This is a genomic window from Acidovorax facilis, assembly GCF_023913775.1.
GTDB lineage: Bacteria > Pseudomonadota > Gammaproteobacteria > Burkholderiales > Burkholderiaceae_C > Acidovorax > Acidovorax facilis.
Genome location: NZ_JAMXAX010000008.1, coordinates 1 through 26,542 on the forward strand (window position 1 = coordinate 1; position 26,542 = coordinate 26,542).

The window sequence follows — 26,542 nt, forward strand, 5'->3', positions numbered from 1 at the left end:
GGTCGGTAAAGGGGTAACGGGTGGGTCAGAAAGCAAAAAGCCGCCTGGAGGCCAAGGCGGCTTTTTGGAGGAGGGCAAACGTTGCGATAACCAGGGGCATAAAACCATTATGCCTACTCCGGATGTCTTGCCTGGGCAAAACAAGCGGGGTGTCGCGCCGATGCCCCAATGTGCAGATCAGGCGGCCTTTTTCAGGGCCTTGATGGATTTGACGGCTTTCAGGACCTCGTCCACGTGGCCGGGAACCTTGAGGCCGCGCCACTCTTGCACCAGCAGGCCATCGGGGCCGATCAGGAAGGTGCTGCGCTCAATGCCCTTGACCTTCTTGCCGTACATGATCTTGTTCTTGACCACGCCGAACATGTGGCACATCTTTTCTTCGGTGTCGGCGATGAGTTCGAAGGGCAGTTCCAGCTTTTCCTTGAATTCGTCGTGCGACTTCATGTTGTCGCGGGACACGCCGAAAACGGCAGCGCCTGCCTTCACGAAGTCCTTGTACTTGTCGCGAAACTGCATGGCCTCCGTGGTGCAGCCAGGCGTGTTGTCCTTGGGATAGAAGTAGAGAACCAGAATTTGGCCAAGGTGGGAGGTGTTGGAGACCTTGAGTCCACCGGTAGCGTTGGCTTCAAATTCAGGGAGGGGTTTGTTGACAACGATCGCCATATCACTTCAATCTCTCAGGATGTAGTCGTTGGTAAGCCGGGGGAGCTAGTGTGTTATTGCTCTTGGTGGTGCCCCCGACCGCAACCGGCGATTTTACCCCGAATTCACTCTTCGGCCAAATGTAAGACAGTGTGTCCGGCCCGCAGTGGCGGGCATTTAGGCAAGGCCTTGCATAGGTGCAAGCGCCGGATTTGCAGCTTGCCGCGGCGGTTGCGGGCCTGCAGCTCAGGCTTCCAGAATCAGTGCTGCCACCACGTTGCGCCCTTCACTGGCCAGGATGTTGTACGTGCGGCAGGCGGCAGGGGTGTCCATGGTTTCCAGCCCCAACCGGCGGGCGATGAGCGGCGCCAGCCACGCCGGTGGCGGGAACCGGTTGCGTGTGCCGCTGCCAAAAATGACGAGCTCTGTCTCCAGGGCTGCCAATTGCGCGAAATGTTCGGGGGTCAGGTCTTCAAAGCGCGTGCAGGGCCAGGCCTGGCGCAGCCCCGACGAGCCGATGATGACGCTGTGCGTGATCTTCTCGGCATCCACGCCGATCCAGCCGGGGCCGTAGCCGCTGATGGTTTGTGCGTTCGAGCGGTCGGGCTGGAATTTCATGGGTGTTGGCGTCGGTTGCAGGCGGTGGCGCTGCGGGTAGGCCCGGCGCAGGGCCTGGGCGCGCTTGTGATCTGTGGTCAAATTATAGGTTTCGCCAAGGTGCCAGCCGCTCTGGCCGCCACCTGACCCCACTGCACCACCGTCAGCGCATGAAAACCGTCCAAAAATCCGCCAAGCTCGCCAACGTCTGCTATGACATCCGGGGGCCCATCATGGACGCGGCCAAGCAGATGGAGGAAGACGGCCACAAGATCATCAAGCTCAACATCGGCAACCTGGCGGTGTTCGGTTTTGATGCGCCGGAAGAGATTCAGCTGGACATGATCCGCAACCTGCCCAATTCGGCGGGTTACTCGGACAGCAAGGGTATCTTTGCGGCGCGCAAGGCCGTCATGCACGAGACCCAAAAACAGGGCATCAAGGGTGTGATGCTGGACGACATCTACTTGGGCAATGGCGCCAGCGAGCTGATCGTGATGGCCACCAATGCGCTGCTGGACAACGGCGACGAGCTGCTGCTGCCCTCGCCCGACTACCCCCTGTGGACCGCCGCCGCCAGCCTGTCGGGTGGCACCCCCGTGCACTACGTGTGCGACGAAGCCAATGGCTGGATGCCCAACCTTCAGGATATCCGCGCCAAGATCACGCCCCGTACCAAGGGCATCGTGGTCATCAACCCCAACAACCCGACCGGCGCGCTGTATTCGGACGAATTGCTCAAGGGCATCGTCGCCATTGCACGCGAGCATAGCCTGGTCATCTTTGCCGACGAGGTGTATGACAAGGTGCTTTACGACGGCGCCAAACACACGGCTATTGGCTCGCTGAGCGAGGATGTGCTCACACTCACCTTCAATTCGCTGTCCAAGAGCTACCGCTCATGTGGCTACCGCGCGGGCTGGATGGTGGTGTCGGGCGACAAGAAGCCCGCCAAGGACTACATCGAGGGCCTGAACATGCTCTCGAACATGCGCCTGTGCGCCAACGTGCCCGGCCAGTGGGCGGTGCAGACGGCGCTGGGTGGCTACCAGAGCATCAATGAGCTGGTAGGCGAGGGCGGCCGCCTGCGCAAGCAGCGTGATCTGGCGTACGAGCTGATCACGGCCATCCCGGGCGTGACCTGCGTGAAGCCCCAGGCGGCGCTCTACATGTTTCCGCGCCTCGACCCTGCCGTGTATCCCATCGAGGACGACCAGCAGTTCTTCCTGGAGCTGCTGCAGGAGACCAAGGTCATGCTGGTGCAGGGCACAGGCTTCAACTGGGCGGCGCCGGACCATTTCCGCATCGTGTTCCTGCCACACGAAGACGATCTGCGCGACGCCATCGGCCGCGTGGCGCGCTTCCTGGAGCAATACCGCAAGCGCGTGCAAATGGCGGCGGCTGCGTAACTTGCACGTTGAGTGGTGCAGAAACTCATTTTTTCATAGCTGCTAGCGCTTGATGGATAAGCGCCAGAGCCCATTTTGACTGATAAAAATCCCATGAAACCCATCCAAGTAGGCCTTCTGGGCATCGGCACCGTCGGCAGCGGCGTGTTCAACGTGCTCGCGCGCAACCAGGACGAGATCAGCCGCCGCGCTGGCCGTGGCATTGAGATCACCATGGTGGCCGATCTTGACGTGGAGCGCGCCAAAGCGGTAGTGGGTGCTGACATCCAGGTCGTCAATGACGCCCGCGCCATCATTGCCAACCCTGACATCGACATCGTCATCGAGCTGATTGGTGGCTATGGCATCGCCCGCGCGCTCGTGCTCGAAGCCATCGCCGCTGGCAAGCACGTGGTCACCGCCAACAAGGCGCTGCTGGCCGTGCACGGCACCGAGATCTTCGCGGCTGCATCGGCCAAGGGCGTGATGGTGGCCTTTGAGGCGGCCGTGGCGGGGGGCATCCCCATCATCAAGGCGCTGCGCGAAGGCCTCACCGCCAACCGCATCCAGTGGATCGCCGGCATCATCAACGGCACCACCAATTTCATCCTGTCCGAGATGCGCAGCAAGGGGCTAGACTTTGATGTGGTGCTCAGGGAAGCACAGCGCCTGGGCTACGCCGAGGCCGACCCCACCTTCGACATCGAAGGCGTGGACGCCGCACACAAGGTCACGCTGATGAGTGCCATTGCGTTTGGCATCCCCGTGCAGTTTGACAAGGCCTATGTCGAAGGCATCACCAAGCTCGGCGCGGCCGACATCAAGTACGCCGAGCAACTGGGCTACCGCATCAAGCTGCTGGGCATCACGAAGCGCGCGGACAAGGGCATCGAGCTTCGCGTGCACCCGAGCCTCGTGCCCTCCAAGCGCCTGATCGCCAACGTCGAAGGCGCCATGAACGCCGTGGTGGTGCAGGGCGACGCCGTGGGCACCACGCTGTACTACGGCAAGGGTGCGGGCAGTGAGCCCACCGCCAGCGCCGTGATTGCCGACCTGGTGGACATTGCGCGCCTGCACACGGCCGACCCTGAGCACCGCGTGCCGCACCTGGCCTTCCAGGCCAACACGCTGGCCGACGCCATGGACACGCTGCCCGTGCTGCCCATGAGCGAAGTGGTCACCAGCTACTACCTGCGCCTGCGCGTGGCCGACCAGGCCGGTGTGCTGGCCAAGGTCACCGGCCTGTTGGCCGAGGCCGGTGTGAGCATCGACGCAGTATTGCAGCGTGAGGCTGACGAAGTCGGTGGTGAAGGATCTACGCAAACGGACCTGATCATCCTGACCCACGACACCCGCGAAGGCACCATGGACGCCGTGATCGCCCAGATGCAGGCCCTGCCCACGGTGCTGGCGCCCATCACGCGCATCCGCAAGGAGGAACTGAACTGATGCTGTACATCTCCACACGCGGCCACGCCGACCGCAAGCATTTCTGCGACATCCTGCTCGAAGGCCTGGCGCCCGATGGCGGCCTGTACCTGCCCGAGCACTACCCGCAGGTCAGCGACGCGATGCTGACAAAGCTGCGCAAGGCTTACCACGAGCAAGGCTACGCCGAGCTGGCGTTTCAGATCCTGTCGCTCTACATCGATGACATCCCCGCCGCTGACCTGAAGGCCCTGTGCGCCAAGACGTACACCGCCGAGGTGTTTGGCACGGGCGAGATCGTGCCCCTGCGCCACCTCGAAGACGGCCTGTGGCTCGAAGCCCTGTCCAACGGCCCCACGCTGGCCTTCAAGGACATGGCGATGCAATTGCTGGGCAACCTGTTCGAATACGAACTGAACCGCCGGGGTGAAGAGCTCAACATCCTGGGCGCCACCAGCGGCGACACTGGCAGCGCGGCCGAGTACGCCATGCGCGGCAAAAAGGGCGTGCGCGTCTTCATGACCAGCCCGCACGGCCGAATGAGCGCGTTCCAGCAGGCGCAAATGTTCAGCCTGCAGGACGAGAACATCCACAACATCGCCATCGAAGGCGTGTTCGACGACTGCCAGGACATCGTCAAGGCCGTCAGCAACGACCTGGCCTTCAAGCGCAAGTACAAGATTGGTACCGTCAACTCCATCAACTGGGCGCGCCTGCTGGCGCAGGTGGTGTACTACTTCGCAGGCTACATCCAGGCCACCGAGACCAACGACCAGAAGGTCAGCTTCACGGTGCCCAGCGGCAACTTTGGCAACGTGTGTGCGGGCCATGTGGCGCGCATGATGGGCCTGCCCATTGACAAGCTGGTGGTGGCCACGAACGAGAACGACGTGCTCGACGAGTTCTTCCGCACCGGCGCCTACCGCGTGCGCGCCGCAGCCGACACGCACGAGACATCGAGCCCCTCGATGGACATCAGCAAGGCCAGCAATTTCGAGCGGTTCATCTTTGACCTGCTGGGCCGCAACGGCCAGCGCACGAACGCGTTGTTTGCCAAAGCGCTGCCCGCCTATGGCCGGTTTGACTTGAGCGCCGAACCGCTGTTTGCCGAAGCCGCCACCAAATACGGTTTTGAAAGCGGCAAGAGCACGCACGCCGACCGCCTGGCCACCATCAAGGACAACTTCGAGCGCCACGGCGTCACCATCGACACCCACACGGCCGACGGCGTGAAGGTGGCGCGCGAACACCATCAGGACCCCAAGGTGCCCATGATCGTGCTGGAGACCGCGCTGCCCATCAAGTTTGCCGAGACCATCGTCGAAGCCCTGGGCCATGCGCCCGAGCGGCCCGCCAAGTTCGCGGGCATCGAAGACCTGCCCAAGCGCGTGCAGGTGATGCCGGCCAACGTGCAGTTGGTCAAGCAATACATCGAGCGCCATTGCACGCCCGCCCTCTAGGGTGGGCAATCCGCAGCCGCTCTGTCGCTGCGGATGCGGGAGCGGCTCAGGATGCTGGGTTTGAACTAAAAATGCCCCTGGCGCTTGTCTGGTAAGCGTTAGCAGCTATAAATACAATAGCTAACCAAGGAGCAGTGGATGAAGGTTGTCGGTTTTGCCGGTTTTTCCGGCAGTGGCAAGACCACGCTGGTCGAGCAGTTGATCCCCGAACTGCGGCTGCGGGGGTTGCGCGTGTCGGTGGTCAAACATGCCCACCATAGTTTCGACATCGACCACCCGGGCAAGGACACCTACCGCCACCGCGAGGCAGGGGCCTTCGAGGTGGTCGCGGCATCGGACAAGCGCCTCATGCTGGTGCGCGAGTTCGAGCAGCCCGCCACGCTCAGCGTGCACCACCTGCTGGCCGAGCTGTACCAGGGCGTGGACTGGGTGCTGGTGGAGGGCTTCAAGGACAGCGACCTGCTCAAGATCGAGGTCTGGCGTGCCCCCGAACCCGGCCAGGTGGCCAAGCCTGTGCGCTACCCCGAAGACGATTTTGTGGTCGCCGTGGCCACCGATGCACCGCAGGGCCTGCCTGTGCCCACCCAGTTGCCCCTGCTGGACCTCAACAGCCCGGCGCAGGTGGTGGACTGGCTGCTCCAATACGAACACCGCTTTGATTACAACTGGGATCTGCACGGAGGCCTGGTGCCATGCGCCCCCCAATGAAGCCCCTGAAGCCGCTCGACGAGGCGCTGGCCGACCTGTTGGCCAAGGCCACACCGTTGCCAGGGACCGAGACGGTTACCACGTTTGACGCGGACGGCCGCGTGCTGGCGCAAAACTGTGTTTCGGCCCTGCAGGTGCCGCCGCAGGACAACAGCTCCATGGACGGCTACGCCGTGCGCTGCGCCGACGTGGCACAAGCGGGTGTGGTGCTACCGGTGTCACAGCGCATTGCCGCGGGCAGTGCTGGTGATCTGCTCGCGCCAGGCAGTGCCGCCCGCATCTTCACCGGCGCGCCAGTGCCCGAGGGGGCGGATGCCATCCTGATGCAGGAAGACTGCGAAGCCCTCGCCACGGGCGACGGCCTGGGCCTGGTGCGCATCAACGCCGTGCCCCCACAGGGCCAGTGGATCCGCCGCGCGGGCGAGGACATCACCCGGGGTGCCGTGGTGCTGTCGGCCGGCACACGCCTGACCCCGGCCGAACTGGGCCTGGCCGCCAGCATCGGCTTGCACGAACTGCAGGTGGCCCGTCGCCCCCGAGTGGCGCTGTTCTCCACGGGCGATGAACTGGTCATGCCCGGCGAGGTGCCGCCGGAGCAAATGCGCCCTGGTGCCATTTACAACAGCAACCGCTTCTTCCTGCGCGCCATGCTGCTGCGCCTGGGCTGCGAGGTGACGGACTTTGGCATCGTGCCCGACCGGCGCGACGCCACCATCGACGCCCTGCGCCAAGCCAGCAGCGCACACGACCTGATCCTGACCAGCGGCGGCGTGAGTGTGGGCGAGGAAGACCACATCAAGCCCGCCGTCGAGTCGCTGGGCACGCTCGACCTGTGGCAGATCGCCATGAAGCCCGGCAAGCCGTTTGCCTATGGCCAGATCCCGCGTGACGGTGGTGCTGCCCACTTCATGGGCCTGCCCGGCAACCCGGTGTCGAGCTTTCTGACCTTTGCGCTGCTGGTGCGCCCGTTTGTGCTGCGGCTGCAGGGTGTGGTGGACGTTGCTCCTCAACCCATAGCTGCTCGCGCTGATTTCACCTGGCCCAAGGCCGATAAACGCCGCGAGTTTCTGCGCGTGCGCCACAACGCGGCAGGTGGGTTGGATCTGTTTCACAACCAGAGTTCGGGCGTGCTCACTTCGGCCGCCTGGGGTGATGGTGTGGTGGACAACCCGGCGGGCCAGACGATTGCATCCGGCGACACGGTGCGGTTCATTGCCTTTTCGGAGCTTTTGTCATGACGGTCACCGTGCGCTACTTTGCCTCCATCCGCGAGGCCATTGGGCAAGGCAGCGAGGCGGTCGATACCGCTGCCACCACGCTGGGTGCGCTGCGCGATGAGCTCATTGCACGCGGCGGCGCCCATGCCAGCAGCCTCGCGCGTGGCCGGGCCGTGCGCATGGCGCTCAACCAGACCTTGAGCGATGAATCCGCCACCCTGGCCGATGGGGCCGAGGTGGCGTTTTTCCCGCCGGTGACGGGCGGTTAGCCGGGGCGCTCTCGCACGCTCTGGCACGTCACCTCAAAGCGCCTTCAAACGATCCTGCAGCGCCTCCGAGGCCGGCATCATCGGCGCGCGCAGTTCGCTGCGCATCCACCCTGCATGCGCCAGCATGGCCTTGAGCGGGGCAGGGTTGGGTTCAGCAAAACATGCGTCCACCCAGGGCTGCAAGGCTTGCCACACCGGGCGGGCTGCGGACAGGTCGCCTGAGCGCAGCAACGCGATCAACTCCACAAAACGCGGCGTCTGCCAGTGTGCACAGGCAGAGATGGCGCCTGCGCCGCCGAGGGCCAGTGCATGGAAGATCTGCGCGTCTTCACCCGTCAGCACCTGCAGTCGACCATCGGCGATCAGGGCCTGCGTCTTGGCCGTGTTGCCGCCACAGTCCTTGATGGCCTCTATGCGCGGATGCGCCGCCAGCGCCAGCAGCGTCTCGGTGGTGAGCGTGGCGCCCGTGCGGTACGGAATGTCGTAAATCAGCAGGGGCACCGCACTGGCGTCGGCCAGGGTGCGGAACCAGTGCAGCAGGCCCTCCTGCGAGGGGCGGATGTAGTGCGGGGCGGACACCAGCAGGCCTGCAACCGGGTAGTGCGCAAGGGCCCGCACCTGTTCCAGCACCTGGCCCTGGTGGTAGCCCGACACGCCCATCACCACGGGCAAACCCTGGGCGGCGCTGAGCACCGTCTCCAGCACCTGCAGCTGCTCGGCTTTGTCGAGGGCCGCGGCCTCACCGGTCGAGCCGCAGGCAACGAAGCCCGCAACGCCGTCGGCACGCAGCCGGGTGGTGAGGGCGGCAAGGGCCGGGTGGTCCACGGCGCCGTCCTTGAACGGTGTGACCAAGGCGATCCAGAGCCCGCTGAACAGCGGCTGGTGGGAGGTAGCGGTATCGGTGGCAGACATGCGAAGCGTCCTTTCAGGGTTCGACCAGGGGAAGAACCGTCCGGAGGGAGCGCGCGCGGAATGCCGGGGAGTGAAACGAGAAAAGGAAATTTCTCTACCAGGTGGTTCCGTCGCTCATCCGGACGGAACCACAGCTCCGGTCAGATGAGCTCTGGTTTTTTGGTTTTGCCCACGCACTGCAACGCCACCGCAAGTGCGGCGGTCATGGCAAAGGGGGTGTGCGTGGACATGGGCCGCAGTATAGCCAAGCGCCCCCGTGTTCCAAGGTTGGTCAGCCTGCCTGCGGTGGCTGGGCCGCGTCGGCTGCAGATTCAGGCTGCGGCGGAACCAGCACGGGGCATTGCCACACCAGCAGCTCGGCCAGCCGGGTGACGATCCATGTCGCTTCGGCAACCGCCACGCCAGATTCGGCCGTGCACAGCCCCGCGTGGATGCGCTGCAGGATCTCGGTCTCGGAAGGCGCCTGCACGTGGTACAGCGTCTGCGCGTGCTCCACCAGGTGGCCTGCCAAGTCTTCGCACAGTTCGTAGCGGGCGCGCACGCCGTCCGCCTTTTCCGTCAGGCGCCCTCGGGTGTCGGTGTACACCGCCATGAAGGAGGGCGGCACGTGGATCTGGTTGTCGTCGTACATGGCTTGTTGGGTGGTGGGCGCGGTTCGGGGGCAGTAAAAAAAGCCCGCCAGAGCGGTGCAGTCAGGGGTTGTGCACACCAGCGGCCTTATTGTGCGTGGGTGCTTGTGAGCGGGCTTGCAGGTGGTGCTGCGCCATGGCCGCTGTCTCTGCAAACCAGCCCAGCAGGTGCTGCAGCCAGATTTGCAGCTCCGCCTGAAAGCGGGGTGTGAGCGCGACGAGGCCCCGGGGCGCGTCCTGTGTGAGGTGGCCCTGCGCTGTGGCTTCATTGACCAGGTTGCGCACATGCGAGTGCGAAAAACCCAGGCGCTGCGCAAGCTCGCTGGCCCGCAGGGGAAACGGCGTGGACCCTTCTTCTCCAGGGCGGTGCACTCGGCAGTGTTCGCGCAACAGCAGCATGGCAATGCGGCCACCGCCGTCGCGCTGGTCAAACCAGTCCCAGCCGCCAAACCGGCCCCGGGTTTCGGCCAGGCGATCCAGGATGTGGTCGGCCCCGGCCAGAAAGGCGGTAAAGTAGTCCGTATCGCTGTCCAGCCGCTGTGCATGGCCTGGGGGCAGGGCGCCCAGGGCCTCAGCGCAGTGCAGGTGGTGCCGCACCCAGGTGCGCAGGCCGTCCAGCAGCCGGGGGGTGGGCACCAGGTAGCGCACCCGGCGGTCGCCGGGGTCAATGTCCACCGCCACCATGCCCGCAAGGCGCAGCACCGCAAAGAACGTGGCCAGCGTGCGCCCACCCCCGGGCATGCGCCGCTGCAGCAGTGCCAGCGTGGGCCGGGGTGCCCCCCGCAATTGCCATTGGTAGTGCTGCACCACCAGCCGCCCCGCCGCATGCGACTGCAGCGCCCGGCCAAAGATCTTGTTGATGAGGCGCTCGTTCCAGTGCAGCCGCAAAATGCCGTCGCAATAGGCCTCTACGGCCTGGGCATAGGTGTCCGGGGCTCGGGAGTCGAGCGCCTCGAAGGATTCTTGCAGGTCCATGGGGCGTGTTGCGGTGCAGAGTTGCTGATTCAGTCCGGCGTGAACAGGCGCTCGAACTTGGCCTGGTCGGACGCCAGCTCAAAGGTCACCACCTGGCCCATTTTCATGTCCGACAGGCGGCAGGCGCCAAACAGGGTGGTTTTGCCCGCCAGCTCCATCACATCCAGGTCGATGAGGGCGTAGGGATGGGGCACGAACACCTGGTGCTCGAACACGTTGCGGACCGTGTTGCGTGGGGACGGGTAGAGCTTGTAGTGAGCGGTCTGAATCGTTTGTGTGGCCATGGGCTTAAGGTGCAGGGGTGGCTGTGGTGCGAGCAAGTGCGGGTACAGTGCGGGCGAATCGTACAGACAAACCTTTTCATGACTTGCGCAAAAATGGATTTCGGCAAGCAGTTCACTCCATGGCGAGGCGGCTGTTGCATCCCCATGTGCGCAAGTCCTACTTTTTTACCAATCTATGGCACGCAACAAAAGTGAATGGCCCGCCAAGGTGCTGGCGCTGGTCCGGGGCGGCAACCTGCCCGCCGCCATCGCACAGATCAAGGTCGCGCCCACCGTCGGTGACGTCACGCGCCTGCAGACCCTGCTGGCCCAGTTGCCTCCGTCGCCCGCACTGGCGCAGTTGAACAAGGTGGTGGAAGAAGAGCGTGCCCTGCTGGCCGCGCCCCGGTTGCACCGCTCGCCCTGAAGACTCTTTTTGTCTGACTTCCACACGCCCCGTAGAGAGTTTTTTTCCATGACCCTGCCCCGCGTTTCCATCCAGACCGAGGACTTCGACCTGTCCACCGAAGTCGCTGCGCTGCGCCGCGAAAACAAAGGCATCGGCGCAGTGTGCAGCTTTGTGGGCACCGTGCGGGATCGCAACGAGGGCGACCAGGTGTCGTCCATGGAGCTGGAGCACTACCCCGGCATGACCGAAAAATCCATCGAAGCCATGGTGGACGAGGCCTTTCGGCGCTTCGATATTTTTGGCGCCCGCGTGATCCACCGCGTGGGCCTGCTGCAGCCGCTCGACCAGATCGTGCTGGTGGTGGTGACCAGCGCCCACCGGGGCCAGAGTTTTCAGGCCTGCGAGTTCTTGATGGACTACCTCAAGACCCAGGCACCGTTCTGGAAGAAGGAAGAAACCGCCCAGGGCGCGCGCTGGGTGGATGCCCGCGTGTCTGACGACGCGGCGCTGGCGCGCTGGGGCATTGTGGCGAACAACGCCGCCTGAGCGGCCACTGCGCATTCCCGCCCCGGGTGGCCTGCGCAGATCCATGCAAACTTTGGACTTGGCGGGTGTGCGCCTGAGTGTCCATACTGCGCCCTTTGTTTTATTGGCCTGCCCGGCAAGAAGCAGGTTACAGGTATGCAGTTTTCAGCACCACTGCGGCTCGTCGAGGCTTCGCGACGTTCGCTTTCCGCCTTCTTCTCCTGCCGCTGGGCCAGCCAGCGTGCCCTGGCATGGTGGCTGTTGGCGGGCGCTGTGCCGTGCGCTGCTTGGGCACAGACGGGAACCTGGCGCGAAGCTGCCAGTTTGTCGCTCCCCCTTTTGGAGCACGCAGTCGTCGCGCTGGACTATGGGCCGGTACTGGTGACCGGTGGGAGCTCCGGCTCTGGAGCCGTAGCCACCGTGGATCGCTATCAACCCTATATGGACTACTGGTGGGGGACGCTGGGCGACATGCGGGAGCCCCGAAGGCTGCACACCGCCACCCAGTTGCCCTACGGCAACCGGGTGCTTCTGGCAGGTGGTTTCTCGGGTGCTGCGCTGGCATCTGCCGAGGTTTACGACGCCGTCGCGGGAACGAGCGTGGCAGCACCGGCGATGAGTGTGCCCCGGGCGCGCCATACAGCCACCAGGCTGCTGTCCGGAGATGTGTTGATCGTGGGCGGCAACCAGCAGGTGGGCGAGAGCGAAGTTTTTGTCCAGGGTGGCGGCTCTTCTGGTCACTGGAGTCCGACGGGCCCCGTCCAGGTCCGCAGGGAGGATCACACCGCCGTCCTGCTGCCCTCCGGCAAGGTGCTGGTGGCTGGCGGAAGGTCTTATCTGGATGGTGCGTTGACTTCGGTGGAGGTGTATGACCCCGCCACCAACAACTGGTCGCCTGCAGGCTCCATGGCAATAGCCCGCTCCGGGCACACCGCGACACTGCTGGCATCAGGACAGGTGCTGGTGGCGGGCGGGCGGGACATTGCAATGCTGCCCCTGAACTCTGCGGAGCTATACGACCCTGCCACCAACACCTGGGCCTCGGTGGGCCCCATGGCGTTTGCGCGCGAACGCCACACGGCCAGCTTGCTGCCGTCGGGTGAGGTGCTGGTGGCCGGAGGCTATACGCCCAACGGCAGTCCGGTGGCAGACAGTGCAGAACGCTTCAATCCCCTCACCAAGGTCTGGCAAACGGACGCTCCCCTTCCGGAAGCCCGAGCCAATCACACCGCCACATTGGTTCCCACGGGCGAGGTGCTGCTGTTGGGGGGCGAGGGGACCACATCGGCGCTGGAAAGCGCCGTCCGTTACCGCTACCCGCAGGGGCTGTGGGCAGACGCACAGGATCAGGCTACCGCGCGGGGCTTTCAGAAAGTGGTGCTGCTTCCCTCTGGAAAAGTGCTGGCGGTCGGGGGCTTGGGTGCGGCGGGGGCCGTGGACACCGTCGAACTGTACGACCCTGCACTGAACGGCTGGGCCCCTGCTGCCGCTATGAGCGAGCGGCGCCATCGGCACACCGTGACGCTGCTGGCCTCGGGCAAGGTGCTGGTGGCAGGCGGGGTTTCCTCCAAGTCTGCCGAGGTGTATGACCCCGTCACTGACACCTGGGCACCCACCCCCGACATGACCGTCGTCCGCGAGCGGCACACCGCTACCCGCCTGGCTGATGGCCGTGTGCTGATGCTGGGTGGTGAAGGGGCTGCAGCAGGTTCCGCAGAGATCTACGACCCGGACCTCAACACCTGGAGTGCCGCTGCGGCGCCCGGGCGCCTTCGCTCTCAGCATTCTGCTGTGCTGCTGGGCACCGGCAAAGTGCTGGTGTTGGGCGGCGACTCGGGCAATGTTGCACTGGCTGCAGAGGTCTACGATCCTGCCACCAACAGCTGGAGCGAGCACGGCCTGCTCAGCATGCGACAGGCCACACTGACACGGATGCCCTCAGGCCGGGTGCTAGCGGTGGGCGGCTATCACGGCAACCAGGCCTTGAGCATTGCCTATGTCTACGACCCGCAGACAGGGTGGAGCTGGGCCGGCGAATTGCCTGGGCGGCGTGCGCGGCATGCCTCCGTGCTGCTGAGCAATGGCCGTGTGCTCATCACCGGCGGCGACGATTCAGCGCCCGACTCGCCCGTCTCCAGCCCCTACGAAAGCTCGCTGCTGTACGACGAATCCACCGGTACCTGGACCGAAGTGGCGCGCCTGCGCACCGCGCGGGCGGACCTCGCGCTCACCTTGTTGCCCTCGGGCCGCGTGCTGGGTGTGGGGGGCACAGTGGGGGCCAACCAGTACACCGCAGAGGTGGATCAATACGTGCCGGAGTTCACTGTCACGCCGGTTTTGCGCACGGGGGGCTACTTCATGCCCGTGGCCCCGGTGCAGGCGCTGCTGGGCGACAGCGTATCGTTTGCGCTGCATACGACGCCGGGCTATAGGGTGACTGCAGCCCAAGGCTGTGGTGGTTCCCTGGTGGGCACGGTGTACACCACTGGACCGATCACCGCCAATTGCAATGTGAGCGCCACCTTTGCGGTGGAACGCACCGTCACCGCCGTGGCGGGGGCTGGGGGCAGCATCACCCCGAGTGGTGCGCAGGTGGTTCCTCAGGGCGGCAAAGCCAGTTTCACCGTCACCCCCCAGCCGGGGTACCAGATTGCCTCGGTGACGGGTTGTGGCGGCACGCTGGTGCAAGGCAGCTACACCACAGCGCTGATCCTGCAGGACTGCACTGTCACTGCGTCTTTCACGGCCACCCAGCACGCCATCACTGCCGTGGCGGCTGCGGGCGGCAGTATCAATCCGGCTGGGGCCATCAACGTGGCCGAAGGCCAAACGGGCGCCTTCACCGTCACGCCCGCTGCGGGCTACCGCATTGCGGCCGTCACGGGCTGCGGCGGCACGCTGGCGGGCAGCACCTACACCACGGCAGCGGTGACGGCCGCTTGCACTGTGCAGGCGCGTTTTGAAACCCTACCTACACCCACGAACACCGGGTCGGGGCCGGTCAACGTGGGCGTGGTGGATGGCAGCGCGGGTTGCCAGCTGGACCTGGCGGGCACCGGCCCGGTGGCGGCACCGGCGCCGTACCCCGGCGCCACTTTGCCGCACGGGGCGTTCCGCCTGCGGCTCATCAACTGCCAGCCGGGTGAGACGGTGCGTGTGGCGGTGACCTTTCCAGACCTCACGGGCTTCACGGTGAAGAAGTACGGCCCCACACCCGACAGCCCCTTGTCCAGCCGCTACTACGACCCCGTGAACCTGCAGATCAGCGGCAATACCGTGACCTACGATGTGACGGACGGCGGCTGGGGCGACAACAGCTTTGGCGCGCAGGACGGCACCATCAACGACCCGGTAGTCCCCGTGCTGCTGGCGCCCAGCCCGGCGGCCATCCCCACCCTGTCGACCTGGGGCCTGGGTGGGCTGGCGGCACTGCTGGGGCTGCTGGTGTTGCGGGGCGGCCGACGCACGTCTGCGCGGTTTGTTGGAGCGGTGGCTCAAACAAGATTTTGAGCAAAATTGGCCGCTAGCGCTTATTGGTAAAGCGCTGGCAGCTATAAATTTTGTAGTGATTGTGAATGGGGCGGATGGAAGGTTTCGGCTGCACCAGGACTTCGTCGGCTCACTGGGTTGCGGTGAGGCATCGCCAGAAACCACAAGCAGTCGTCGGGCCGTCCTACAAGGCGGCAGGGGGGGCATCGATAAATTAGCGCTACCGCTGGCAGTGACTGTTGAACGCCACAGTAGCAGCCAGAAAGAAACTCTCCGCACAGTTTCATCATCGCGTGCGCTTCATCTCCTACAAGGCTTCCCATGAAAAAATCCCTGCTGCTCGCTGCACTTATCGTTACTTTTGGTCTTGCCGCTTGCGAGAAAACGGTTGTGACCCCTCCCGCTACTGCCCCCGTGGTCGTGGTCCCGGGCCCGGCAGGCCCTGCTGGCGCCACGGGCGCAACCGGCTCGACCGGTGCCACGGTGGCCGTTCCCGGCCCTGCGGGCGAAACGGGTGCCACTGGCGCCACCGGTTCCTCGGGTGCTCCCGGTTATGACGGTGCCAAGGGTTCCACCGGCGCTACCGGTGCCGCGGGCGATACGGGAGCCGATGGCAAAAAGGGCGATACCGTGATCGTCGTTCCGGCCAAGTAATTTCTCGCGGACCCTTAAAAAAGCGCAGGCGGAATACCGCCTGCGTTTTTTGCTTTGCGGGCCCACGGATGTGCAGCCCTTGCCGGGCTCAGCGCAGGCGGTCTGAGCCGGCGGTGATCAAATGAATCGGTTCAAGGCATCAGGGCGCCTGGGCGATGATTGATCTGGCGCAAGGCCCGCGCTGGGGCGTCGTCTTGAAATTCCAGAAGATTTGCCCCAAGTGCAGCGCAATTCGGAGGACATCCACATGCGTCTCGACAAATTCACCACCAAGTTCCAGGAAGCCCTGAGCGATGCACAGAGCATTGCGCTGGGCAACGACCACGCCTACATCGAGCCCGTGCACATGCTCGTGGCCATGCTCAAGCAGGACGACGGACCCAAGGCGCTGCTGCAGCGTGCGGGCGCCAACGTGCCCGGCCTGCTGGCAGCGGCGGAAGCCGCCGTCAAGCGTCTGCCCCAGGTACAGGGCAACGACCAGGTGCAAGGCGGCCCCGAGCTGGGCCGTGTGCTGCAGGCCACGGAGAAAGAGGCCATCAAGCGCGGCGACCAGTTCATTGCCAGCGAGCTGTTTTTGCTGGCCGTGATCGACAGCAAGGGCGAAGCCGCCAAGATCGCCAAGGACAACGGCCTCACGCGCAAGAGCCTTGAGGCTGCGATTGAGGCCGTGCGCGGCGGCCAGAAGATGGACAGCGCCGAGGCCGAAGGCCAGCGCGGCGCCCTGGCCAAATACTGTTTGGACCTGACCGAGCGCGCCCGCATGGGCAAGCTCGACCCCGTGATCGGCCGCGACGATGAAATCCGCCGCGCCATCCAGGTGCTGCAGCGCCGCACCAAGAACAACCCCGTGCTCATCGGCGAGCCCGGCGTGGGCAAGACCGCCATCGTCGAAGGCCTGGCCCAGCGCATTGTGGCGGGGGAGGTGCCCGAGAGCCTCAAGGGCAAGCGCGTGCTGTCGCTCGACATGGCTGCGTTGCTCGCGGGCGCCAAGTTCCGCGGCGAGTTTGAAGAGCGCCTCAAAAGCGTGCTGAACGAGCTGGCCAAGGACGAAGGCCAGACCATCGTCTTCATCGACGAGCTGCACACCATGGTGGGCGCGGGCAAGGGCGAAGGCGCGATGGACGCGGGCAACATGCTCAAGCCCGCGCTGGCGCGTGGCGAGCTGCACTGCGTGGGCGCCACCACGCTCGACGAGTACCGCAAGTACATCGAAAAAGACGCAGCGCTGGAGCGGCGCTTTCAAAAGATTCTGGTGGGCGAGCCCACGGTGGAAGCCACCATCGCCATCCTGCGCGGCCTGCAGGAAAAGTACGAAGTGCACCATGGCGTGGACATCACCGACCCGGCGATCGTGGCCGCGGCCGAGCTGAGCCACCGCTACATCACCGACCGCTTCCTGCCCGACAAGGCGATCGACCTGATCGACGAGGCGGCGTCCAAGATCAAGATCGAGATGGACTCCAAGCCCGAGGTGATGGACAAGCTCGACCGCCGCCTGATCCAGCTGCAGATCGAGCGCGAAGCCGTGCGCCGCGAGAAGGACGAATCCTCGCAAAAACGCTTTGCGCTCATTGAGGAAGAGATCTCCAAGCTGCAAAAGGAAATCGCCGACTACGACGAAATCTGGCAGTCCGAAAAAGCCCAGGCGCAGGGCAGCGCCCATGTGCGCGAAGCCATCGACAAGCTCAAGTTCCAGATCGAAGAATTCACCCGCAAGGGCGACTTCAACAAGGTGGCTGAGCTGCAATACGGCAAGCTGCCCGAGCTGGAAAAGCAGCTCAAGGAAGCGCAGGCGCAAGAGGCTGGCAAGGACGGCGCCCCTGCCGCGCGCCGCCTGCTCCGCACACAAGTCGGTGCCGAAGAAATCGCCGAGGTGGTGAGCCGTGCCACGGGCATCCCCGTGGCCAAGATGATGCAGGGCGAGAAGGACAAGCTCTTGCAGATGGAAACCAAGCTGCACGAGCGTGTGGTGGGCCAGCAAGAGGCGATTGCTGCGGTGGCCAACGCCATCCGCCGCTCGCGCTCGGGCCTGTCCGATCCCAACCGGCCCACGGGCTCGTTCCTGTTCCTCGGCCCCACGGGCGTGGGCAAGACCGAGTTGTGCAAGGCGCTGGCGGGCTTTCTGTTCGACAGCGAGGACCACCTGATCCGCATCGACATGAGCGAGTTCATGGAGAAACACTCCGTGGCCCGCCTGATCGGCGCGCCGCCCGGTTACGTGGGCTACGAGGAGGGTGGCTACCTGACCGAGGCCGTGCGCCGCAAGCCCTACAGCGTGCTGCTGCTCGACGAGGTGGAAAAGGCCCACCCCGACGTGTTCAACGTGCTGCTGCAGGTGCTGGACGATGGCCGTCTGACGGACGGACAGGGCCGCACGGTGGACTTCAAGAACACCGTGATTGTGATGACGAGCAACATCGGCTCGCACCTGATCCAGGCCATGGTGGGGCAGGACTCGGACGACATCAAGGAAGCGGTGTGGGGCGAGCTCAAGAACCACTTCCGGCCCGAGTTTTTGAACCGCATCGACGAGACCGTGGTGTTCCACGCGCTCGATGCGCAGCACATCGCATCCATCGCCAAGATCCAGCTGCAACTGCTGCAAACCCGGCTGGCGAAGATGGATTTGGAGTTGCAGGTGTCCGATGCTGCCTTGGCAGAATTGGCCAAGGTGGGGTTCGACCCGGTGTTTGGTGCGCGGCCGCTCAAGCGGGCGATCCAGCAGCGCATTGAGAACCCGCTGTCCAAGCTGCTCTTGGAGGGACAGTTCCCGCCCAAGAGCGTGATCGCTGTGAGCGTGAACCCGGTGCTGGAACCGGGGGTGTTCCAGTTCAGCGCCGCGCCGCAGGGTTGATCGGGACCAGGGGAGAAGGGGGTAACCCCTTTTCCCCTCTTCCCAGATGTGAAGGAGAGGTGACGTTTGAATGATTTTGTTGCGGGCGTTGTGCGCCTTTTGCTGCGGGTAGTGGTCGTCGCCATGGGCTTGGTGCTGTTTGCCAGCCTGCTGGTGGCGGTGATGGTGCTCGCGCTGGTCTGGGCATTGCGCGCGGGCTGGGCTCGCCTGACAGGCCGCCCCGTGACCCCGTGGGTCATGCGCATGGACCCGCGCACGGGCTTCAGCACGGTGTTTCGCTCTACCGAGCGCTGGTCCTCGGGCCGCCGTGGCGCCGCGCCAGCGGCGCCTGACGCCAGCGAAGAGACCGCAGCATCGCGCCGGGGTGGCATCCTGCCTGGCGCCGCTGAGGTCACGGACGTCGAGGCGCGCGAAGTGCGCTGAAGGGGCGCTTCTGACCGGGCACTGCCCCGCACCATGCCCCATCCAGCGCGGAGCCGCAGGGAGCCTGCACCGGTGTCGCCTCTGCTTTTTTCGTGACGCGCCCGTCGGGGTGTCTTCTATGATCCAACCATGACACCCGCCGATATCCACGCCCATTTCGATCTTCAACGCCAGGCCAGCCGCGCGCATGTGGATGTGCCGCTGCTGGTGCGCCGCGAGCGGCTGCTGCGCATCTCCAAGATGCTCAATGAGCATGGCCCGGTGCTGGCAGCGGCCGTGCAGACCGACTTTGGCATGCGTTCTCCGCGCCTGACCGAGGTGGCCGACTTCTTTGTGCTGCGCACCCTGCTGTCGCACACGCTGAGCCACCTGGCGAAGTGGATGAAGCCCCGCAAGGTTCGCACGCCCATCTTCCTGCAGCCCGCCAGTGCGCACATCCAGCGCCAGCCGCTGGGCGTTGTGGGCGTGATTGCCCCGTGGAACTACCCAGTGCAGCTGGCCCTGGCGCCCGCCATCACGGCGCTGGCGGCGGGCAACCGCGTGATGCTCAAGCCCAGCGAGCTGACACCCCACACCTCGGCCCAGCTGGCGTTGCTGGTGGCCCAGTTTTTTTCACCCGACGAGTTCTGTGTGGTGCAGGGCGATGCCAACCTGTCGGCCCTGTTTGCCTCCCTGCCGTTCGATCATCTGGTGTTTACCGGCTCGACCGCCGTGGGCCGCAAGGTGGCCCAAGCGGCGGCGCAGAACCTGACACCCACCACGCTGGAGCTGGGTGGCAAGTCGCCCTGCATCATCGACGGCCACTGCGACATGGCGGATGCGGCGCTCAAGATTGCGCACGGCAAGCTGCTCAATGCGGGGCAAACCTGCATTGCTCCCGACTATGTGCTGCTGCCGCGCGGCCGCGAGGGCGAGTTTGCGCAGGCCTACCGGGCCGCGGTAGCGCGGCTGTTCCCCACCATCGAGGGCAACGCTGACTACGCGTCCATCATCACGCCGCGCCACCACGCCCGCCTGCGCACCATGCTGCAGCAGGCACAGACGCAGGGGGCCGAAGTGCAGACCATTGACCCCGCTGCTGGCAAGCCCGTTGTGAACACGGTGGGTACCCTGGGCGACGGCGCCAGCCGCCAGATGCTGCCCACGCTGGTGTTTGGCGCTACGTCGCAGATGCAGCTCATGCAGGAAGAGATTTTTGGCCCCATCCTGCCCGTGATCTCTTACGAACGGCTGGACGATGCCATCGCCCACATCAATGCCGGGCCGCGCCCGCTGGCGTTGTACTGGTTTGGCCAGAGCGAGGCCGTGCGCGACGATGTGCTGCGCCGCACCGTGAGCGGCGGCGTGACGGTGAACGACACGCTGATGCACATTGCGCACGACAACCTGCCCTTTGGTGGTGTGGGCGACAGCGGCTGGGGCGCCTACCACGGCGAGCAAGGCTTCCTGCGTTTTTGCCACCAGAAGTCGGTGCTGGTGCAGTCGCGCTGGTCCATGGGCTCGCTGTTCTACCCTCCCTATGGCGCCCGGTTTGACCAGGTCATGGGGATGCTGCGGCGCTGGTTGTAGCCGTCCCCTCGTCGTCGTCCTGCGGCATGCTGTCCGGTGGCACGGGCTGCGGCTGGGTGATCAGCTGCACCATGGCATCGCGCAGCTGGCCGGTGGACACCGGCTTGTGCGGGAGCAGGGCCGAGGTGGACTGCGCATCGCGCAGGCGCTGGGGGGATGTGTCGCCCGTCATGATGATGGCGGGCACGCTGGTGCCCAGGTAGGCGCGCAGGGCTTGCAGCACCTGCTTGCCGGTCTCTTCGTGGCGCAGGCGGAAGTCCGTGATGATGATGTCGGGTGTGATGTCTTCCAGGCATTCGAGCGCATCGGCGCTCGACTCTGCGGTGATGCACTGGCAGCCCCAGCTGTGCAGCAACGATTGCATGCCGAGGCGCACGGCCTCATCGTCGTCAATGGCCAGCACCTTCAGGCCCACGAGGCTGACGGTATCGGGCGCAGGCGCGGTGTCGTCCTCCAGCGCACCCTGCCAGCGGTCAAGCCACAGCCGGAACACCGAACCCCGCCCCGGCTGCGACAGCACCTCGACCGAGGTGTTCATCTCGCGCGCAAGTCGCTGCACGATGGCCAGCCCCAGCCCCAGACCTTTGCGGCGGTCGCGCTCGGGGTTTCCGAGCTGGTGGAATTCCTTGAAGATGTTGTCCCACTGGCTCCGGGGGATGCCCGGCCCCGTGTCCCAGACCTCCAGCGCCAGGCGCTTGCCGCGCGTGCGGCAAGCAATCAGCACACCGCCTTTGGCGGTGTAGCGCAGCGCGTTGGAGATGAAGTTGTGCATGACCAGCCCGACCAGCGAGCGGTCGGCAAAGGCCGCTGCCGAAGTCTCCCGCGTGCGGTACACCAGCCCCGCCGTGTCGGCCTGTACGCCGAACTCCTGCTCCAGCGCCGTCAGCAGCGGCTGCACGGCAAAGGCATCGGGCCGCACCTTCACCACACCGGCTTCCAGCCGCGAATAGTCGAGCAGGGTGGTCAGCATCTCGGCCGCCGCGCCCGAGGCGGCATGGGCATGCCCCAGCACGGTGAGTTGGTGGTCGTTGAGCGGGCTGCGCTGCAGCGATTCGAGGAACAGGCCCATCGCGTGCAAGGGCTGGCGCAGGTCGTGGCTGGCAGCGGCCAGGAAACGGGATTTGTCGCGGTCGGCCTTCTCGGCGGCCTCCTGGGCCGCGAGGGCGCGTTGCGATTCGGCGCGCAACTGGTTCACCAGCCGGTCGTTTTCCAGCTTGAGCGCAATGCTGCGCCGTGTGGCCCGGTCGGCGGTGCGCGCCTGCATGCCCGTGAGCGCATAGTAGACACCGGTGAGAAACAGCGCGGGCCACATCACAGGCCCGCCAGCCAGCGCCACCGCCATCATCACGCCGCCGATGGCACAGGTGAGGTAAGTGACATAGGCGCGGTACAGCGGGGCCCCCAGCCCCAGTGCGCCCGACGACACCGTGCTGATGATGCCGATGGCGTAGATGACACTTTCGGGGGTGCCCCAGTAGAGCACCACATACCCCAGGCTGCCCCAGCTCAGTCCCATGGCGGACATGCAGGCGATCAGCTTGCGCGCCGCCTGCTGTGCCGGGTCGGTGAAAGGCGCAATGCTGCGCAGCGTGAGGTACACCCCGGCCACCACGAGTGCGTGCGACACCAGCCACACCGTGATGGCCTGTGGCTCGGCCACCCGCGCCATGACCCATAGCGTGCCCAGCGCGGTGGCCAGCGACGCGAGCAGCGTCATCGGAAAGTTGTGCCGCAGCAGGGCCACTTGCTCGCGCAGCACCTCATCGCGCTCCCACGCCGGCCATCCCCAGCGGGTGGGGGGCTGGGCGGCATCCGGCTGCACCGGCAGGGCCTCAGAGGGAGTCATGGAGCTGGGGGGTGGACAGGCCTAGGCGCTGGGCCGCCAGCAAGGCGGCGCTGCGACTGTTGACGCCCAGCTGCGCAAAGATGGCCGCCACGTGCACACGCACGGTGTTTTCGCTCAGGCCCAGGTCGCGTGCGATGACCTTGTTGGGCTTGCCAGTGCACAGCAGCGACAGCACGTCGAGCTGGCGAGCGGTCAGCGACGGCGTGTCCGGCCCGCGCGTGGTGGCGCTGTTGCCGCTGTTGATCGGAAAACACGGCTGCCCCGACAAGGCGCACGAAATGGCCTCCAGGATGTCTTCGGCGCTGGCGGATTTGGGCAGGAAACCATCGGCGCCACGGGCGCGCGCTTCATGGATCGCATCGGGCGCCACGCTGGCCGAAACGAGCACGATGCGCGCCCGGGGGCAGGCCTGGCGCAACAGGCGCAGCCCATCCAGGCCGCTCATGCCGGGCAGCTGGATGTCCAGCAGCACCAGGTCGGCATCGGCCAGTTGCAGTGCGCAGGCTTCGGCAATCGAGCCCGCCTCGGCAATCGTGCCCACGCGGGGGTGGTCCTGCACGATCAGGCGCAGCCCGGTGCGGAACAGGTTGTGGTCGTCCACCAGCAAAAGGCGGGCAGTCATACAGCAACAGCCCCGGCGCAAACCGGGATGCAACACCCGCCTTGCCTTGGGATGAACCGTTTGCCTGAGCTCTGTTTTGCGTAAGTCATGAGCAAGTATTGCGCACAACACACTGTTGCGGACTAGTCCATTTGTGCGATGGACGCTCCGTTGTGCACTTTCTAGACTTTCCGTCAAGCATTGAAAAGCACCTGAGGGGGTGCGTACCAACCATCCATCAATGCGCAACCTTCGTTTTTCAAAGGGTTTCCCATGACTGCCAATGCACTTCACCCAGGTTCAGCCGCTTCCGATGTGTCCCGCCATCACGGCGAACGACGACCGGCGGCCATCGCTTCGCCGCAGGGCAGCACGGGGCTGGGGGGCAACACGCTGGCCCAGATCGTGGAAGAAAACTGCCCTGGCACGCAGGCGTCGGCTGGCGTGGTGATCGAGCACCTGGACGCCCAGGCAGGCACCTGGCAGTTTTCAATGGACGAGGGGCAGACATGGCGTGCCATCCGCACCGATCTCATCAACCGCGATGGCAATCTGGGGCTGGCGCTGGACTGCGATGCGCGGCTGCGCGTGCTGCCTTTTGGGGGCCACCGCGTCAGCGGCGTGCGTGTGGCTTTCCACACGGTGCAGCGCCGCCACGGGCAAGGCAACGGCAGCTACCGCGCCTACGCGAGCGACGAGCGCGAGGAAGGGTGTTCGCGCACCGTCACGTTGGTGCTGGGGCTCTCGGCCATCAACGGTGCTCCCCCGGCCGTGCATGTACCGCGCCCCCGCAACAAGCGCGCGCTGGTGCAGCGTGCAGCGGCGGCAGCCGGTGCGGCGGGGACTTCGCTCTCGGGCTCCATGGCGCTGGCCTGAGATCCTGCTTGGCGCCCGCTGCTGGGTGTTGCTTGCGGCGCAGCCCGCAGCGGCAGCCGCTTTACCGGCGCCGCAATGCTACGTACACAGGCATTTGAGAGGGCCCCACAGAGGGTTTGCGAGGGGCCCGGACAGGGGGAAAAACCGTTTGCGGCGACAATGCCGGTCCTTTCGTTTTTTCTTTCCCTGTTTTCGTTCGGTTTTTTCATGTCCAGTATCCAGGTTCGTCCCGCCACGCTTCGCGATGCCAAAGCCATTGCCCAGATCCATACCGTCTCAGCCCAAGAGGTCTACAAAGGGCTGGTGCCAGACGAGCAGTTGAAATCCATGTCGGTCGAAAAGCGCCAGGCTTACTGGCGCGAGGCCATTGAATATTGCGAGCCCCAGGTCCAGGTGGCCGTGGACGGCGAGAAGATCGTCGGTTTTGTCGGCTACGACCGCTCGCGCGATGAAAAATCCCGCCCCACCACTGGTGAAATCTGGGCCATCTACGCCGCACCTACCCACTGGAACCAAGGCGTGGGTCTGGCTCTGTGGGATGCTGCCCGCGACGGCCTGCAGGAAGAAGGTTGCACCAACGTTACGGCGTGGGTGCCGCTGCGCAACGAGCGCGCCATCCGGTTTCACGAACTGGCGGGCTTCAAGCGCGAACTCTCCACCGCCAAGACGGCTGTGGTGGGGGGCGTCAAGATCGAAGAAGTGCGCCTGAAGCGCCCCATCAACGCGTAGGATGAACAACAACCCCCTGAGCGACTTCGTCGCTTCCCCCTTCTCTCGCGCTTTGCGCGGGGAGGGGGACGCCGCCAGCGCGGCGGGGCGGCCCTTGCGCGGCGGCCTAGGCAGGGGCCGCGCCAGTTTCACGGGCTGCTGTTAACGCCCGAAGCAATAGCAATCTGATGCCCACACTTCTTCCTATGATCGAATGGAGCCGCCAGGGCCAGATTCAACAAGCCCAGTGGCGCTCCGAGAGTGGTGCCCCGGCCCCTCGCCGGGTTGTCACCGCCGACGATACCTTGGCCGCCGACACGGCCTACCGCATGGCCTGTGAAGGCACGGGTCTGCTGTGGCAGGGCGACTTCCAGAACGCCCGCATGCTGCTGCAGGCGCTGATGCGCCGGGCCGATGCCAAGTCCGGCAAGGCGGGCAAATCGGCCAAACCCCGCAAGTCCGCCGCCAAGGCCGCCGAAAAAGCTGCTGCCGCCACCCCCGCCGAAGCCTTTCATCTGCACCGCCAGGCGCAGGCGCAGCGCGCGCGGGTGCTGGCGTCGGTGCTCATCCCGCTCGAAGGCGACTACAGCATTGACCTGCGCCGTGCGCCCGATTGGCGCCAGGCCTGCACCGAGGCCTGGGGCCCGGCCACGGGCGAGCGCTCGGTGGCCACGCTGCGTGAGTTGCTGGGCCTGGTGGGCGCGCACGAATGGCGCAAAAAGGGTGTAGAAGTGCCAGCGCTTGGCGCTCCACCGCTCAACCGCATCCACCCGCACTACGGCGTGTTCTCGCCCGTGCGCGGCGAATACGTGGGCCTGGTGGCCGACATGGCTCTGCCTAGCAAGACATTGGCCTTTGACATTGGTGTGGGCACGGGGGTGCTGTCTGCCGTGCTGGCACGCCGTGGGGTGCAGCGCGTGGTGGCCACCGACCAGGACCCGCGCGCCCTGGCCTGCGCGCGGGAGAACCTGCAGCGCCTCGGTGTCATGCTACAGGTTGAGCTGCTGCAGGCCGACCTGTTTCCGCCCGGCCGCGCGCCCCTGGTGGTGTGCAACCCCCCGTGGGTGCCCGCACGGGCCAGTTCGCCCATTGAGCACGCGGTGTACGACGAAGGCAGCCGCATGCTCAAAGGCTTTCTGGCGGGTTTGTCCGACCATCTGGAGCCTGGCGGCGAGGGCTGGCTGATCCTGTCGGACTTGGCCGAACACCTGGGCCTGCGCCCACGCGCGCAACTGCTCGAATGGATTGCCGATGCGGGGCTGGTGGTGCGTGGCCGGCACGATGTGAAGCCGCACCATGCCAAGGCGGCCGATGCGGGTGACGCCCTGCACGCTGCCCGCGCGGCGGAGGTCACTTCGTTGTGGCGGCTGGCTGCGGCCTGATCACGGCATCATTTTCACAGGACCTACGCAAGTCGGGATGCAACAGCCGCCTCGGCATGGGGTGAACCGCTTGCCTGAACCCTGTTTTGCGCAAGACACGTTTCAAAAAACCTACCCCTCAAGCCAGTGCTGAGGGTTGGGTCGAATCAAACGGCTCGGAGGCCGAAGGCGCAGAAGGCAGCAACTGCTCGAACCTTTCGCGCAGGCTGGCAGCACGTTCGGCCCCCGCGGTCATCGCTACTTCTTCAAACATGGCTTCGCCCACGTCCAGCATGCTCGCGCGGTCCTTGGCGGCGCGCAGCGCCTCGCGAAACTGCTGCGCCAGCACGGGGTCGCGGCGCACAAACAGACGCTCGCAGGTGTCGAACAGGTACATGCGTGCACCGGCCAGGGAGCGCAGGGCATCGCCGGGCTCCGGGCGCTGGATGGATGGCTTGTTGTGTGCAGCGGTTTGCGCGGCGGAGGGCGGCGGTAGATCGGCCGGGCCGGCCAGGTAGCCCTGGCGCATGAGGTTGTCGACAATCTGCGCGCCGATGCCGTTGTACATGGCCTGCAGGTCGGACAGCGGCTTGCCATCCACCAGGAGCAGCAGAGAACGCTCCCGCAGGCTCAGGGTGCGTACGCCGGGCAAGAGTTCCAGGCGGGCTTTTCGGTTTTTTGTAGCAGCATGGGGGTCTCCATTCACGGGTGAATGGCGGTGATTGCAGCAAGCCGCCAT

The 26,542-nt window shown here is 65.3% G+C and carries 25 protein-coding genes; 16 read left to right on the plus strand and 9 right to left on the minus strand.

All coding sequences use genetic code 11. From position 1 onward, the window contains the following. Positions 1–177: 177 nt before the first annotated feature. Positions 178–663, minus strand: coding sequence for a peroxiredoxin (locus NFX52_RS04500; RefSeq protein ID WP_055393154.1), 486 nt, complete (start codon positions 661–663; stop codon positions 178–180). Positions 664–888: 225 nt separating this feature from the next. Then, positions 889–1,260, minus strand: coding sequence for an Mth938-like domain-containing protein (locus NFX52_RS04505; RefSeq protein ID WP_055393291.1), 372 nt, complete (start codon positions 1,258–1,260; stop codon positions 889–891). A 149-nt stretch (positions 1,261–1,409) separates the two neighbouring features. Between NFX52_RS04505 and NFX52_RS04510 the strand changes: the two genes are divergently transcribed. The 6 genes from NFX52_RS04510 (at position 1,410) to moaD (ending at position 7,709) form a co-directional block, all read left to right on the plus strand. Next, the gene (locus NFX52_RS04510) at positions 1,410–2,648 is read left to right on the plus strand and encodes a pyridoxal phosphate-dependent aminotransferase (RefSeq protein ID WP_055393156.1); all 1,239 of its coding nucleotides are present in this window, start codon (positions 1,410–1,412) and stop codon (positions 2,646–2,648) included. Between the two features lie 93 nt (positions 2,649–2,741). After that, positions 2,742–4,076, plus strand: a complete 1,335-nt coding sequence (locus NFX52_RS04515; RefSeq protein ID WP_055393158.1) for a homoserine dehydrogenase — start codon at positions 2,742–2,744, stop codon at positions 4,074–4,076. Next, positions 4,076–5,515, plus strand: a complete 1,440-nt coding sequence (thrC, locus tag NFX52_RS04520) for a threonine synthase (protein ID WP_055393160.1) — start codon at positions 4,076–4,078, stop codon at positions 5,513–5,515. Before NFX52_RS04515 ends, thrC begins: the two co-directional genes overlap by 1 nt. A 138-nt stretch (positions 5,516–5,653) precedes the next feature. Then, complete coding sequence (gene mobB / locus NFX52_RS04525) at positions 5,654–6,223, plus strand: molybdopterin-guanine dinucleotide biosynthesis protein B (protein ID WP_055393162.1); 570 nt, start codon at positions 5,654–5,656, stop codon at positions 6,221–6,223. Next, complete coding sequence (locus NFX52_RS04530; protein ID WP_055393164.1) at positions 6,208–7,461, plus strand: molybdopterin molybdotransferase MoeA; 1,254 nt, start codon at positions 6,208–6,210, stop codon at positions 7,459–7,461. Before mobB ends, NFX52_RS04530 begins: the two co-directional genes overlap by 16 nt. Beyond that, the gene (gene moaD / locus NFX52_RS04535) at positions 7,458–7,709 is read left to right on the plus strand and encodes a molybdopterin converting factor subunit 1 (RefSeq protein WP_055393166.1); all 252 of its coding nucleotides are present in this window, start codon (positions 7,458–7,460) and stop codon (positions 7,707–7,709) included. The genes NFX52_RS04530 and moaD overlap by 4 nt, the downstream gene beginning before the upstream one ends. 33 nt (positions 7,710–7,742) lie before the next feature. Here the strand turns inward: moaD and dapA are convergent, their stop codons facing one another. The 4 genes from dapA to NFX52_RS04555 all read right to left on the minus strand — a co-directional run bounded on the left by dapA (position 7,743) and on the right by NFX52_RS04555 (position 10,509). Then, positions 7,743–8,621 (minus strand): 4-hydroxy-tetrahydrodipicolinate synthase, encoded by an 879-nt coding sequence (gene dapA / locus NFX52_RS04540; protein ID WP_207401903.1) that lies wholly within the window; start codon positions 8,619–8,621, stop codon positions 7,743–7,745. A 271-nt stretch (positions 8,622–8,892) separates the two neighbouring features. Then, on the minus strand, positions 8,893–9,252 hold the full coding sequence (locus NFX52_RS04545) for a hypothetical protein (RefSeq protein WP_055393170.1): 360 nt from the start codon (positions 9,250–9,252) through the stop codon (positions 8,893–8,895). Between the two features lie 61 nt (positions 9,253–9,313). Then, the gene (locus NFX52_RS04550; protein ID WP_055393172.1) at positions 9,314–10,225 is read right to left on the minus strand and encodes a hypothetical protein; all 912 of its coding nucleotides are present in this window, start codon (positions 10,223–10,225) and stop codon (positions 9,314–9,316) included. A gap of 29 nt (positions 10,226–10,254) precedes the next feature. Next, positions 10,255–10,509, minus strand: a complete 255-nt coding sequence (locus NFX52_RS04555) for a hypothetical protein (protein ID WP_055393174.1) — start codon at positions 10,507–10,509, stop codon at positions 10,255–10,257. A 175-nt stretch (positions 10,510–10,684) separates the two neighbouring features. Between NFX52_RS04555 and NFX52_RS04560 the strand changes: the two genes are divergently transcribed. The 7 genes from NFX52_RS04560 (at position 10,685) to NFX52_RS04590 (ending at position 20,411) form a co-directional block, all read left to right on the plus strand. After that, positions 10,685–10,915, plus strand: coding sequence for a hypothetical protein (locus NFX52_RS04560; RefSeq protein WP_055393176.1), 231 nt, complete (start codon positions 10,685–10,687; stop codon positions 10,913–10,915). Positions 10,916–10,963: 48 nt separating this feature from the next. Next, complete coding sequence (locus NFX52_RS04565; protein WP_055393178.1) at positions 10,964–11,443, plus strand: molybdenum cofactor biosynthesis protein MoaE; 480 nt, start codon at positions 10,964–10,966, stop codon at positions 11,441–11,443. 399 nt (positions 11,444–11,842) lie between these two features. After that, positions 11,843–14,932 (plus strand): IPTL-CTERM sorting domain-containing protein, encoded by a 3,090-nt coding sequence (locus NFX52_RS04570; RefSeq protein ID WP_162239728.1) that lies wholly within the window; start codon positions 11,843–11,845, stop codon positions 14,930–14,932. 300 nt (positions 14,933–15,232) lie between these two features. Continuing rightward, positions 15,233–15,565 carry a YajG family lipoprotein gene (locus NFX52_RS04575; protein ID WP_055393182.1) on the plus strand — a complete coding sequence of 111 codons (333 nt, stop codon included), beginning with the start codon at positions 15,233–15,235 and terminating at the stop codon, positions 15,563–15,565. Positions 15,566–15,812: 247 nt separating this feature from the next. Beyond that, on the plus strand, positions 15,813–18,419 hold the full coding sequence (gene clpB / locus NFX52_RS04580) for an ATP-dependent chaperone ClpB (protein WP_055393293.1): 2,607 nt from the start codon (positions 15,813–15,815) through the stop codon (positions 18,417–18,419). 66 nt (positions 18,420–18,485) lie between these two features. Then, positions 18,486–18,842: a hypothetical protein gene (locus NFX52_RS04585; RefSeq protein ID WP_055393184.1), complete on the plus strand. Its 357-nt coding sequence runs from the start codon at positions 18,486–18,488 to the stop codon at positions 18,840–18,842. A gap of 129 nt (positions 18,843–18,971) precedes the next feature. After that, on the plus strand, positions 18,972–20,411 hold the full coding sequence (locus NFX52_RS04590; RefSeq protein WP_055393186.1) for a coniferyl aldehyde dehydrogenase: 1,440 nt from the start codon (positions 18,972–18,974) through the stop codon (positions 20,409–20,411). Here NFX52_RS04590 and NFX52_RS04595 read toward each other — a convergent pair. Further along, the gene (locus NFX52_RS04595; RefSeq protein WP_252635491.1) at positions 20,383–22,257 is read right to left on the minus strand and encodes an ATP-binding response regulator; all 1,875 of its coding nucleotides are present in this window, start codon (positions 22,255–22,257) and stop codon (positions 20,383–20,385) included. The two genes, NFX52_RS04590 and NFX52_RS04595, sit on opposite strands and share 29 nt — an antisense overlap. Further along, positions 22,244–22,879 (minus strand): response regulator, encoded by a 636-nt coding sequence (locus NFX52_RS04600; protein ID WP_055393190.1) that lies wholly within the window; start codon positions 22,877–22,879, stop codon positions 22,244–22,246. The genes NFX52_RS04595 and NFX52_RS04600 overlap by 14 nt, the downstream gene beginning before the upstream one ends. 252 nt (positions 22,880–23,131) lie before the next feature. Between NFX52_RS04600 and NFX52_RS04605 the strand changes: the two genes are divergently transcribed. From NFX52_RS04605 to NFX52_RS04615, 3 genes are all read left to right on the plus strand, one after another. Next, on the plus strand, positions 23,132–23,734 hold the full coding sequence (locus tag NFX52_RS04605) for a hypothetical protein (protein WP_055393192.1): 603 nt from the start codon (positions 23,132–23,134) through the stop codon (positions 23,732–23,734). A 207-nt stretch (positions 23,735–23,941) separates the two neighbouring features. After that, positions 23,942–24,463: a GNAT family N-acetyltransferase gene (locus NFX52_RS04610; RefSeq protein WP_055393295.1), complete on the plus strand. Its 522-nt coding sequence runs from the start codon at positions 23,942–23,944 to the stop codon at positions 24,461–24,463. Positions 24,464–24,648: 185 nt separating this feature from the next. Next, positions 24,649–25,824 (plus strand): methyltransferase, encoded by a 1,176-nt coding sequence (locus NFX52_RS04615; protein ID WP_055393194.1) that lies wholly within the window; start codon positions 24,649–24,651, stop codon positions 25,822–25,824. Between the two features lie 118 nt (positions 25,825–25,942). Here the strand turns inward: NFX52_RS04615 and NFX52_RS04620 are convergent, their stop codons facing one another. Next, positions 25,943–26,509: a hypothetical protein gene (locus tag NFX52_RS04620; RefSeq protein WP_252635492.1), complete on the minus strand. Its 567-nt coding sequence runs from the start codon at positions 26,507–26,509 to the stop codon at positions 25,943–25,945. Positions 26,510–26,542 lie beyond the last annotated feature (33 nt).

Coding starts and splice junctions, on each gene's coding strand:
- NFX52_RS04510 (WP_055393156.1), top strand. CDS start 1,410: ATGAAAACCGTCCAAAAATCCGCCAAGCTCGCCAACGTCTGCTATGAC.
- moaD (WP_055393166.1), top strand. CDS start 7,458: ATGACGGTCACCGTGCGCTACTTTGCCTCCATCCGCGAGGCCATTGGG.
- dapA (WP_207401903.1), bottom strand. CDS start 8,621: ATGTCTGCCACCGATACCGCTACCTCCCACCAGCCGCTGTTCAGCGGG.
- NFX52_RS04565 (WP_055393178.1), top strand. CDS start 10,964: ATGACCCTGCCCCGCGTTTCCATCCAGACCGAGGACTTCGACCTGTCC.
- thrC (WP_055393160.1), top strand. CDS start 4,076: ATGCTGTACATCTCCACACGCGGCCACGCCGACCGCAAGCATTTCTGC.
- NFX52_RS04500 (WP_055393154.1), bottom strand. CDS start 663: ATGGCGATCGTTGTCAACAAACCCCTCCCTGAATTTGAAGCCAACGCT.
- NFX52_RS04575 (WP_055393182.1), top strand. CDS start 15,233: ATGAAAAAATCCCTGCTGCTCGCTGCACTTATCGTTACTTTTGGTCTT.
- NFX52_RS04545 (WP_055393170.1), bottom strand. CDS start 9,252: ATGTACGACGACAACCAGATCCACGTGCCGCCCTCCTTCATGGCGGTG.
- NFX52_RS04605 (WP_055393192.1), top strand. CDS start 23,132: ATGACTGCCAATGCACTTCACCCAGGTTCAGCCGCTTCCGATGTGTCC.
- NFX52_RS04610 (WP_055393295.1), top strand. CDS start 23,942: ATGTCCAGTATCCAGGTTCGTCCCGCCACGCTTCGCGATGCCAAAGCC.
- mobB (WP_055393162.1), top strand. CDS start 5,654: ATGAAGGTTGTCGGTTTTGCCGGTTTTTCCGGCAGTGGCAAGACCACG.
- NFX52_RS04600 (WP_055393190.1), bottom strand. CDS start 22,879: ATGACTGCCCGCCTTTTGCTGGTGGACGACCACAACCTGTTCCGCACC.
- clpB (WP_055393293.1), top strand. CDS start 15,813: ATGCGTCTCGACAAATTCACCACCAAGTTCCAGGAAGCCCTGAGCGAT.
- NFX52_RS04615 (WP_055393194.1), top strand. CDS start 24,649: ATGATCGAATGGAGCCGCCAGGGCCAGATTCAACAAGCCCAGTGGCGC.
- NFX52_RS04555 (WP_055393174.1), bottom strand. CDS start 10,509: ATGGCCACACAAACGATTCAGACCGCTCACTACAAGCTCTACCCGTCC.
- NFX52_RS04595 (WP_252635491.1), bottom strand. CDS start 22,257: ATGACTCCCTCTGAGGCCCTGCCGGTGCAGCCGGATGCCGCCCAGCCC.
- NFX52_RS04590 (WP_055393186.1), top strand. CDS start 18,972: ATGACACCCGCCGATATCCACGCCCATTTCGATCTTCAACGCCAGGCC.
- NFX52_RS04560 (WP_055393176.1), top strand. CDS start 10,685: ATGGCACGCAACAAAAGTGAATGGCCCGCCAAGGTGCTGGCGCTGGTC.
- NFX52_RS04530 (WP_055393164.1), top strand. CDS start 6,208: ATGCGCCCCCCAATGAAGCCCCTGAAGCCGCTCGACGAGGCGCTGGCC.
- NFX52_RS04550 (WP_055393172.1), bottom strand. CDS start 10,225: ATGGACCTGCAAGAATCCTTCGAGGCGCTCGACTCCCGAGCCCCGGAC.
- NFX52_RS04515 (WP_055393158.1), top strand. CDS start 2,742: ATGAAACCCATCCAAGTAGGCCTTCTGGGCATCGGCACCGTCGGCAGC.
- NFX52_RS04505 (WP_055393291.1), bottom strand. CDS start 1,260: ATGAAATTCCAGCCCGACCGCTCGAACGCACAAACCATCAGCGGCTAC.